Source organism: Methylobacterium sp. WL19 (assembly GCF_008040005.1).
In the GTDB taxonomy this organism is placed as follows: domain Bacteria; phylum Pseudomonadota; class Alphaproteobacteria; order Rhizobiales; family Beijerinckiaceae; genus Methylobacterium; species Methylobacterium bullatum.
In genome coordinates this window covers 1-8,872 of the sequence record NZ_VRVC01000167.1, presented here as the reverse complement: position 1 = coordinate 8,872, position 8,872 = coordinate 1, and the positions used below count along the sequence as shown (strand labels likewise).

General features: G+C 67.8%; 11 protein-coding genes. 5 read left to right on the top strand and 6 right to left on the bottom strand.

Features of this window, described 5'->3' with window-relative positions; genetic code table 11:
• The coding region (locus FV220_RS22650; RefSeq protein WP_147833322.1) for a DNA-binding protein at window positions 1-219 on the bottom strand (219 nt) is incomplete at its 3' end.
• 265 nt (window positions 220-484) lie between these two features.
• Here FV220_RS22650 and FV220_RS22645 point away from each other — a divergent pair.
• Both FV220_RS22645 and FV220_RS22640 read left to right on the top strand, forming a co-directional pair.
• Entirely contained in the window at window positions 485-1,039 is a 555-nt protein-coding gene (locus FV220_RS22645; RefSeq protein WP_147833321.1) for a metallophosphoesterase, read from the top strand.
• Entirely contained in the window at window positions 1,036-1,845 is an 810-nt protein-coding gene (locus FV220_RS22640; protein WP_147833320.1) for a metallophosphoesterase, read from the top strand. The genes FV220_RS22645 and FV220_RS22640 overlap by 4 nt, the downstream gene beginning before the upstream one ends.
• 278 nt (window positions 1,846-2,123) lie before the next feature.
• On the opposite strand, the gene FV220_RS22635 is transcribed toward FV220_RS22640, so the two are convergent.
• The 5 genes from FV220_RS22635 to FV220_RS22615 all read right to left on the bottom strand — a co-directional run bounded on the left by FV220_RS22635 (window position 2,124) and on the right by FV220_RS22615 (window position 6,365).
• Complete coding sequence (locus FV220_RS22635; protein WP_187273503.1) at window positions 2,124-3,299, bottom strand: DUF2235 domain-containing protein; 1,176 nt, start codon at window positions 3,297-3,299, stop codon at window positions 2,124-2,126.
• A 12-nt stretch (window positions 3,300-3,311) separates the two neighbouring features.
• Window positions 3,312-4,343, bottom strand: coding sequence for a CBASS cGAMP-activated phospholipase (locus FV220_RS22630; protein ID WP_147833318.1), 1,032 nt, complete (start codon window positions 4,341-4,343; stop codon window positions 3,312-3,314).
• 1 nt (window position 4,344) lies between these two features.
• A complete protein-coding gene (locus FV220_RS22625) occupies window positions 4,345-4,809 on the bottom strand; it encodes a hypothetical protein (protein ID WP_246689518.1) in 465 nt (154 codons plus the stop codon).
• On the bottom strand, window positions 4,806-6,059 hold the full coding sequence (locus tag FV220_RS22620; RefSeq protein WP_147833317.1) for a nucleotidyltransferase: 1,254 nt from the start codon (window positions 6,057-6,059) through the stop codon (window positions 4,806-4,808). The genes FV220_RS22625 and FV220_RS22620 overlap by 4 nt, the downstream gene beginning before the upstream one ends.
• A 102-nt stretch (window positions 6,060-6,161) precedes the next feature.
• Window positions 6,162-6,365 (bottom strand): hypothetical protein, encoded by a 204-nt coding sequence (locus tag FV220_RS22615; protein ID WP_147833316.1) that lies wholly within the window; start codon window positions 6,363-6,365, stop codon window positions 6,162-6,164.
• A gap of 205 nt (window positions 6,366-6,570) precedes the next feature.
• Between FV220_RS22615 and FV220_RS22610 the strand changes: the two genes are divergently transcribed.
• From FV220_RS22610 to FV220_RS22600, 3 genes are read left to right on the top strand one after another with little or no spacing between them, the layout of a single operon-like run.
• The gene (locus FV220_RS22610; RefSeq protein WP_147833315.1) at window positions 6,571-7,185 is read left to right on the top strand and encodes a hypothetical protein; all 615 of its coding nucleotides are present in this window, start codon (window positions 6,571-6,573) and stop codon (window positions 7,183-7,185) included.
• Entirely contained in the window at window positions 7,182-7,622 is a 441-nt protein-coding gene (locus FV220_RS22605) for a hypothetical protein (protein ID WP_147833314.1), read from the top strand. Before FV220_RS22610 ends, FV220_RS22605 begins: the two co-directional genes overlap by 4 nt.
• Window positions 7,619-8,383, top strand: a complete 765-nt coding sequence (locus tag FV220_RS22600) for an ImmA/IrrE family metallo-endopeptidase (protein WP_147833313.1) — start codon at window positions 7,619-7,621, stop codon at window positions 8,381-8,383. Before FV220_RS22605 ends, FV220_RS22600 begins: the two co-directional genes overlap by 4 nt.
• Window positions 8,384-8,872 lie beyond the last annotated feature (489 nt).

Below are 8,872 nucleotides of genomic sequence, written 5' to 3'. Positions count from 1 at the left end.
CACCGCCGTCGCCAACCGACCCTGGACCCGCTCCGGCAGCCCGCCGCCCTCCAAGGCCGGCCGGTAGGCCCGCTCCGCCTTCCAGTCCCGCAGTAGAGGACCCACCACCCGGTTCGAGCCCCCGCGCCGAAGCTCCAGGATCACGTTGCGCATCGACACCCGCACGCCCTTCGCGTGCAGACGGTCCGCAACCCCGAAAACCTCCACCTTCGTCGGCATCGAAAACCCCCGTGGAAAACCCCACGGATGTCGCGCGAACACGGTTAACGCCGCGTTGATTCCCGGGCACAAGGAACCGGGAAGCGCGTCCCGTTGCCTGTTTCCTTACGAGTCGCGCGCCATAAGTCCAGGGATCGCCCGGACACCCGGCTCTCCCACTCCCAAAGGACCTCCGATGAAACGTTTGCGATTGCCCGAATCCCCCTGAAACCCGGAGCGTCCAGGCTTTTGTCGCCGCAGCCTCCGCGACCCCGCGAGGCTCGAAATGACCACCCGAATCCTGTTCACGGCCGACACGCATTGGGCCCACCAGGCCACCCTGGGACCGAGGCTCGGCCTCAACCGCCCCTTCGCCACGATCGAGGAGCACGACGAGGCCCTCATCGAAAACTGGAACGCCGTCGTCGGGTCCAGGGACACGGTCTGGCACCTCGGCGACTTCTGCTACCGCTGCCCGGAGGACCGCGCCCGCACCATCTTTTCGCGACTTCGGGGAAGGCGCTTCCTCGTGCGCGGGAACCACGACAAGATCGGGGCACGCCTTCCTTGGGACGGTCCGGTCGTCGACGTCGCCCATGTGCCTGTCCCCCTTCCCGACGGGACCGTCCAGGGAGTTTGGTGCAGCCACTACGCGCATCGCGTCTGGCCCCGCATGCACCGCGGCGACATCCACCTCTTCGGGCATTCCCACGGAACCCTTCCGGGCACCGCGACCAGCACGGACGTCGGCGTTGACTGCTTCGGTTATCGTCCCGTGACCCTGGACGAGATCCGCGTCCGCCTCGCCGAGAACGCCCTTCGCGATGGAGGTCGGTCATGAACCGTCCGTCCCCGCAACGCCTGTGGATCTGGTCGGACCTGCACCAGGAATGGCCCGAGAACGCCTGGGATCCGGCCGCGCACGCGCCGCCGGGCGGCTTCGACGTGGCCGTGGTCGCAGGCGACGTCCACATGCCGCTCACCCGCGCCCTCGACTGGCTCGCCGAGCGCCTGCGCGGCGTGCCCACCGTGTACGTCCCGGGCAACCATGACTTCTGGTGGGACCGAGGCGAGAGCCGCTACACGATCGCCGAGCAGATGGACCGGGGACGGGACGTCGCCGCCCGCCACGGCATCCGCCTGCTCATGGATGACGTCCTCACGATCGGCGGCACCAGCTTCATCGGCGGCACCCTCTGGACCGATTTTCGCCTGGGCTCGTTCACGCTCACGCAGGCGATGCGCACCGCCCAGGGACCCTGGGGCATGGTCGACTACCGCCGGATCCGCACCGGCCCGAGGTCGCGCCAACGGATCGAACCCGAGGACGTCCTGGCGATGCACCGGCGCACCCGTGCCTACATCGACATGGCGCTCGCCGAACCGCACGACGGCCCCACTGTCGTGGTCACCCACCACGCCCCGCACCCGGACAGCCTGCCCGATCCGCACGCCGACCTACGGTGGTGCTACGCCTCGGACCTGCGCGACCTCATCCACGCGCGCGGCCCGGACCTCTGGGTCCACGGCCACGTCCACCATGCCGTCGACTATCAGGTCGGGGCCACCCGCATCGTCAGCAATCCACGCGGCCACATCGAGGAGGACACAGGGTTCGACCCGGCCCGGATCGTCACGGTCCCCTGACGCCACGTGCACCCTTCGAACGATGCTAGAATCGCACCGGGCGAGTCCACGGGCGTCAGCAGGTTGAATCTGAACCAACGCGATTGTGCAAGACGACCTCCCACAATTTGAAGCTCGCTCAACGCTACCGCCAAAGCCCTCGTATAACTAAGGTTTCTGACCGACCCTGCCGGCCGGGATCTCCGACAACCCACGTCCGGATCGGAAGGTGGTCGAGGTCCCGATGACGGAGAAGCGACGCGTGCGCTCGCAGCCTCGCGACGCCCAGAGCATGCTGTTCAGGAGCGATCGGGGATCGTCGGCAAGCCTTCGAAGGAGACCACCGCCGGCGATCCGTCTTCCGCCTTCAGCGCGCCGTCGATGCGGGCCGGATCCACGGAATGACGCTTGATCCATTCCACCAGGTTGGGCGGCCGGTAGCCGGGATTGTCGCGCCACCGTTCGAACACGGTGCCGTCGATGGTCTCGTTGATCCGCCAGGTCGTGCGGGCCGAGCCGACCGCCGGAGGCGATCCCACCGGCCGATGGAAGCGCGGCGTGAAGAGGCGAAGCAGCCTCGGGCCGAAGGTGGCGTAGGAATCGGCGATCGGCGCGTCCGGGTCGGGCGCGTCCATGGCGAAGCCGGGACGGAAGGCGAGCCCATGTCGGGCGGCCTTGTCCATGATCCAGCTCAACGGGGCCTGGGCGAGGATGTCGCTGGGGTAGCCGCCGCCGACGTTGGCGTGGGCCCCGACGAACCAGCGCTGCTCCACCGCGTCGAGGGTCCGGCGCCGGCAGGTCGCCGCCTTGTCATTGTCCGCGGTCTGCGTCCAGAAGGTCGGCTCGAAGGCCTGCCGCTGCTCGTCGAGGGCGAGCGCGTGGAAGGCGTGGGTGTTCGAGCGGTAGAGATGCGTGTCCAGGAAGCGGTATTTCTCGACCTTGCTTCTCATGCTCGAAAGCGGGCTGCCGACCGAGCCGACAGTGTCCCAGATGCCCATGAACTTGATGTCGGCCGGCGCGCAATGCGCGACGAGCCATCGCTCCTCGATGCCGGAGAGCCGCGCCGGGTCGGTGACCAGTAACGTGCGTATCGTCGGCTCGGTGCGTCGCCTGTACCGGGCGTAGAGCTGCTCGATGGAGAGCGGCGCACCTGGCCGGAGAACGCCGCATTTCGAGATCAGGCCCGATAGGCTGCGAGCGGCGTAGGCGCCGCGGCTGAAGCCGAAGATAAAGATCTCGTCGCCGGGCTCGTAGGCCTGGACCAACCAAGTGTAAGCGTCGACGATCTCGTTATCGAGGCCGTAGCCGCCGATCCCGCCGCGCACCTTCTCGCCCATGCGGGTGCCGACGCCCTGGCTATAGTACACCATCTGGGCGGGGGCGCCGGGATCGCAGAGCGACTTGAGACGCCACACGTTCGTGTTGTTGTTGAGCGTGTTCCAAGTGCCGTCGAGGAAGATCGCGAGGCGTTTCACGGGCATGTTCCTTCAGATGGGAAGCGGGCACGGGACGTACGGCTCGGCCGGGCTCGCGAGGAAGACCCTGGCGATCTCGCGTCCGGAGGCCTCGACGAGCGACCGTGCCATGGCCGGGAGCTCCGCGGTCGCCCTGCGGTGGTCGTCGAGCGCGATGGCGTTGGTGCTCTCGGGGGCGTCGACTCGCATCACCTTTTCCTTGCCGACGAGCAGATAGGCCTGCCCAAGCGCGTTGTGCGACTGCGCGCGCATCGCCGCTCGGATCACGCCCTTCCACTGGAAGAGGCCGCCCCGAGCCTTGGCCTCGTCCACCTTGAAGGCGGTCTCCCCGCAGCCGAGGCTCAGGATCTCGATCTGCGCACGGTCAAGGTCGTAGCAGGCGAGCGCGTCGACGAGGGCGTTCATCACCGGGTTGTTGGCCCAGAGGCCGCCGTCGACCATGACGTAGCCGTTGTTCGGAAGCGCCTCGAAGTAGGTCGGCGCGGCGGCCGTCGAGAGGCCGACCTTGACCATCCGTTCGACCCGGTCCTTCCGGTAGTCGGGGTGGTGGGGCGTCTTGAAGATCCAAGGCTCGCCGTGGCGTCCCTCGAAGGAGGGTATGCAAAGTCGCGTCCTGGCGTCGCCGAATGGTGCGTCCCCGAAGATGCGAAGCAACTCCTCCTCAAGGGGGCCGCGGTCATAGGCATAGCGATGGGTCCGGCGGATCGATCGCACGAAGCGGCCAATCCGGGAGGGCGGCGGGAAGATGTTGGAGCCCCGCTCGACGTAGATGTCGCGCACGTCGCCCGCGGTCCGCCCGTGGGCCAGGCCGAGGGCGATGATACCGCCGGTGCTGGTCCCGGCGATCATGTCGAAATGCCCGGCGATCGACCGGCCGCCGAGGTATCGGAGTTCGAGCTCGGCAAGGACTGAGGCCGGCAGGATGCCGCAGATGCCGCCGCCGTCGATGGATAGGATGCGGAACGGCTTGTCGGCCGGCCAGGGTTGCCGGATGCGCCGCGTCTGGTGGGTATCGTCGGAGCGCCGGGGCGGGACGTAGTTCATCTCAGGCTCCGGCGTGAACGGGTTGGAGGTGGCGTCCACCGCCAGTCCACTCGCCCGTCGCCCGCCAACCCTCGTAGCAGGCGAGCCAATCGAGCGACCAAGGCAGCGTGGTCAGCGCCAGCAGGTCGAAGGGCGTCCACTCCGAGGTCTCGAAGTCGAAAAGGCACAGGGTCGGATCGAACCTTGGGTGTCCGTAGACGTGGGGAAGCCGCCCCTCCGGATCGTTGTCCCTGCACAGCAGCCTGGGAGAGAGGACCCGAACCTTCGGCTGCTGGCCCAGCGGATCGATGCGCTCGACAATGTGCGGCACGCGGTAGGCGATCTCAATTTCGTAGCGAGCCATGAGCGGGCGCACCGGCCCGAGCCATGCTGCGGACCGTTCGTCGATCCGCCTCATCCTTGAGGCCGGCCAGTGCCGACGCATCGCCTCGGCCTGTTCCGCGATGCCGGGAAAGCCCCTCATCATCGCCGGTCTCCCATGAAGGTGTGGGGCCGGGCGGCTGCAGGTGCCGCGACGGAGGCGGCGCCCGCTCCGATGATGCGCGGGGCGCTCGGCACGTAGAGGCCGCCACGGGGAGTGTAGGCCTGCCCGGACTGATGGATCCGGCGGCCGAGGCGCTGGTTGAACGCCCGCAGCGATCGCGTGACGACGTAGTCCCCGAACTGCGAGCGGAGCCAGTCCTGCGCGTCCTCCAGGGATGCGCCCCGCCGGATCGCCTCAAGGCCGTCGGCGAGCGCGACGAGGCGGGCGGCGTAAGTCTCCTGCTGGGCGAGGTTCTCGGGCCAGCGATCGGTGAAGCAATCGCTTGGATAGACCGGGTTTACGACCGAGACCTTCTTGTACCCCGCCGACGCGGCCTGGAGCATCCGGGCGACGGCGCGGGCGAGGCGGACGAGCATGTCCGACAGGGTGGAGCCCGGCGTCGCGACGTGTCCGGCGATGCAGCTCAGCATCACGGAGGGCGGGATGCGGCCGTCGTAGCCGGTGTAGATCACGTTGCGGTGCCGCTTCAGCAGCTGGAGCGCCACGGTGGTGACGCTCTTCACGATCAGCGGCACCTGCTCCGGCACCTCGTCGAACTGCGCGTCTGCGCGGATCTCGATGCCGGCGGCCTCGCGGATCCTGCGGTTCACGGCGTCGGCGAAGCGGCGCTCGATCGGCGTCCGCTCGTTGTACCAGTCGCCGAACCCGTAAGCGTTCATCGGCACGTGCCGCTCCTCGTGGGCGGGCTTGTCCGGGTTGGCGTGGAAAATATGGCTCTGACGCTCTGCGGCGTCGGGCAAGAGCGACGAAGGGGTGACGTCGACGTGCATCCCGTCGGCGAAGAAGACCGTGACGCAGCGGGTCTGGCGCTCGACCGGCTTGGAGGTCGGGTAGTCCCGGAGCGCGTCGTACACGAGGTCGAGTACCGCCCCGGGCGACGCCTCGTGGTGCACGTCGAGCTCGGCGACGTAATCGAGGTCGAACTCCTCGTCGGTCCCCCGGGTGGAGATCGTCGCGTCGATGCGCATCGATCCCTGGGGGTAGAACAGCCGGACCCGGTCCTCCAGCGGGCTGCCGGCGCGCTCCATGTGCTTGCAGACGGCCTCGCCGCGTCCGCAAGCCTTCTCATGCAGGCCGGGCGGCAGCTGCACGCGAACGGCGATGTCGACGAGAATGGCGTCGAGCGGATCCTGGAGCGGGTCGGCCTCGAAACTCGGGAACGGTCGGTTCATGGCGTGGTCCTCGGACATGCCGTCGGCGGCGCCGCGGCCAGCTCGTGATGGGTTGTGCCCGCGCCGAGGCTGCGGCCGCGGCGCGGGGGCTTCTCGGGCCCGTCAGCGATCGCGCCTCAGCAACTGGCTGAGGGAGGGGGCTTCCTCCCGGCGGAGGACCGTGCTCAGGTGGGTGTCGGAGCGGTAGCCCGTGGCGAAGTCGTCGCCGTACTGCTCCCGGAGCGTACCAACGCGGGTGTTGCCGTTCTTCTGGCGGATCTGGCCGTTCTGATCCCGGTGGCGGCCATCGAGCCCAGGCTGCTTCATGTTAGAGTTCGCTTTCCATCCAGGCGCTTCGGGAAGGTTCGACGTCCGCCTGGCCGGCCGCGCACCGCTTGCAGGTTGCATCCCGGCGTCGAGATGCGATCCTGTCCCCTTCAGCCGGCCAGGGCCGCGGATTCGGAATTCAGGCGAAAAAAAAGATTCCGAGATCGGCGGGACAGCCGGCTTAAGGGATCGGGAACGGGGGAACATGGTGGGCGACACGGCGCCCTCGTTGGCGGTTGGCGGCGAGGACGACTATCTCGGCAAGGAAGAGGTCGGCGCCGCCCTGGCGTCGTTGACCGACGCGGAGCTTCTCACGCTTGCACGGGTCGAAGCGCGTTATCGCGGCGGCACCGACTTCGGGGAGGGCGACCTCGTCCAAGAGGTGTTTCAGCTCGCGATGGCCGGCAAGAGGCGTTGCCGGCGCAGCGCTTCGATCATGCGGGTCCTGGCGGGTGCGATCCAGAGCGTCGCCGGCCATCGGCGGACGCAGATGTTGCCTTCGGTCTCCTTCGAGGCATCACCGGCGACGGTGACGGGCGAGGCCACCGAGGGACGGGCGCCGGAGGATCTCCTCTCGACGCCCGGCAACGATCCGGAAACCATCCTTGTCGGGAAGCGGGCGAACGACACGCTCGACGCGATCATGGGATTGTTCGAGGGCGACGACGAGGCCCAGGTCGTGATCCTGGAACTCTACGACGGCAAGAAGGGCGCCGACCTGTACGAGGCGACCGGTCTGCTGCCGAACAGGGTGCACTACGTCATCCGGAAAATTAGAGAGCGGACGAGGGAATGCTTGCCGGGGAGATGGACGCGATGACCGCGCAGAAGCCAACGCCCGAGGAGGCTCTCGCCAACTTCGAGGACGCCATGCTGGAGAACCTCCTGGCGACATCCGATGAGGATTTGCGCGCCGAGGTGATCGATGAGGGCGGCTCTCCGGATGCCGTCGTGGCGACGATGCGCGCTAGGCTCGCCGCCGCCGCCGAGGAATGCACGCGCATGCGCCTGGGGGAGGCAAAGGCCGGCCTTGAGGCGTTCCGCGCCGGTGGTGAGACGAAGGTCGTGCCGTTCGATGTCACGCGCCAACGTGAGCGGCTTGCCGCCATGCGGCGCGGGGATCCAGCCGCCTCCGGTATGATGATGGCCGCCCGGAAGGGCCAAGGCCTGTCGGAGGGCGACGAGGAGGGTCTCCTCCAGGATCTCGCCGACCTCGACAGACTGGACGAGGCGTCGGACCGGGACGAGCGCGGATGACCGGGCCAAGCCAGGCCGAGCGGCTTCTCGTCTCGCTCGGCATCGGCCATCCCCGCGACATCGATCTCGAAGCGATCGCCTACTCGCAGGGCGCCTTCGTGAAGTACCGCCCGATGGACCGCTGCGAGGCAAGCATCGTCGGGAACCACAAGCATGCGATCATCGCGGTCAACAGCAGGAGCATCGCAACGCGGCGGCGGTTCTCCGTCGCCCATGAGATCGGTCACTGGCACCTGCATCGAAACCGGCTGCTGTTGTGTAGCGCGAGCGAAATCGGGCGCTTCGCCCCCGACGCGCTCGATCCCGAGCGGCAGGCCGACGATTTCGCTTCCGACCTGATCCTGCCGGGCTTCCTGTTCCAGCCGGCCATCAGGACGATCCGCTCCCTCACGATGCAGGCGCTGGACGACATCGCCGGTACCTTCCAGGCCAGCCGCACGGCGACCCTGATCAAGTCCGTGAAGGCCGATCGCTTCCCGATCGTCATGGTCCGTGACGGTCTCGATGGCCGGCGCTGGTTCCGCTCCTCGCGCTTGGTCTCACCCCGTTGGCGCGTGCGAGGCGACCTCGATCCGGAGAGCTTCGCCCACGGGTTACTGTACGATGGCGATGCCGAGAACGTCTCGCCGCGAAAGGTCGGCGCTGACGCTTGGTTCGAGTTCCGCGGCTGCCAGGACGAAGAGGTCCGGGAGCAATCCTTCCGTCCCACCGCGGACGAGATCATAACAATCGTCACCGTGCCCGAGGCGGGTCTCGCCTAGCCCGAGTCATCCGACGATTGTCTGCAAGGTGGTAGCGACTTCGACCGCACCGTGGTTCCTGAGGCACCCTATGCGCCTCGCCATGTCCTGCGGTGGTTTTCGTACGTTCTACTCGTTCCTCCGGCGATCGAGATCCCCGGCAGAATGCGGGACTCCCGCATGCTTACCTCCCGATTAACGGTTTCGCGGCAATCCCCGCTTTCCACCGGGGCGGGGAAATTCGAAGGGCCGGTGTTGCTTCACGGTTGACCCCGGCACGGCAGGTTCTGTATTCGTTCGCCTGCGCCTCGACGGCGCATCCTTCGCTCCGGCGTTTCACGGGAGCGACCATCCCGCCCTTGAGCTCATGCTCGGTCGGACCAGCCCTTCGAGGCCCCCATGCCCCATCCGACCTCCACGCGAAAACGCGCCCTTTGGCCTGTTCGCAGGCCCGTCGAGACGTTCGGCTTGGCCGAACGGTCGCGTCCCTTCCCCGACCCCCTGAGACCC

Excerpts from the sequence above, each read along its gene's own strand:
- FV220_RS22645 (WP_147833321.1), top strand. The coding sequence starts at position 485 with ATGACCACCCGAATCCTGTTCACGGCCGACACGCATTGGGCCCACCAG.
- FV220_RS22640 (WP_147833320.1), top strand. The coding sequence starts at position 1,036 with ATGAACCGTCCGTCCCCGCAACGCCTGTGGATCTGGTCGGACCTGCAC.
- FV220_RS22630 (WP_147833318.1), bottom strand. The coding sequence starts at position 4,343 with ATGAACTACGTCCCGCCCCGGCGCTCCGACGATACCCACCAGACGCGG.
- FV220_RS22625 (WP_246689518.1), bottom strand. The coding sequence starts at position 4,809 with ATGATGAGGGGCTTTCCCGGCATCGCGGAACAGGCCGAGGCGATGCGT.
- FV220_RS22620 (WP_147833317.1), bottom strand. The coding sequence starts at position 6,059 with ATGAACCGACCGTTCCCGAGTTTCGAGGCCGACCCGCTCCAGGATCCG.
- FV220_RS22615 (WP_147833316.1), bottom strand. The coding sequence starts at position 6,365 with ATGAAGCAGCCTGGGCTCGATGGCCGCCACCGGGATCAGAACGGCCAG.
- FV220_RS22610 (WP_147833315.1), top strand. The coding sequence starts at position 6,571 with ATGGTGGGCGACACGGCGCCCTCGTTGGCGGTTGGCGGCGAGGACGAC.
- FV220_RS22605 (WP_147833314.1), top strand. The coding sequence starts at position 7,182 with ATGACCGCGCAGAAGCCAACGCCCGAGGAGGCTCTCGCCAACTTCGAG.
- FV220_RS22600 (WP_147833313.1), top strand. The coding sequence starts at position 7,619 with ATGACCGGGCCAAGCCAGGCCGAGCGGCTTCTCGTCTCGCTCGGCATC.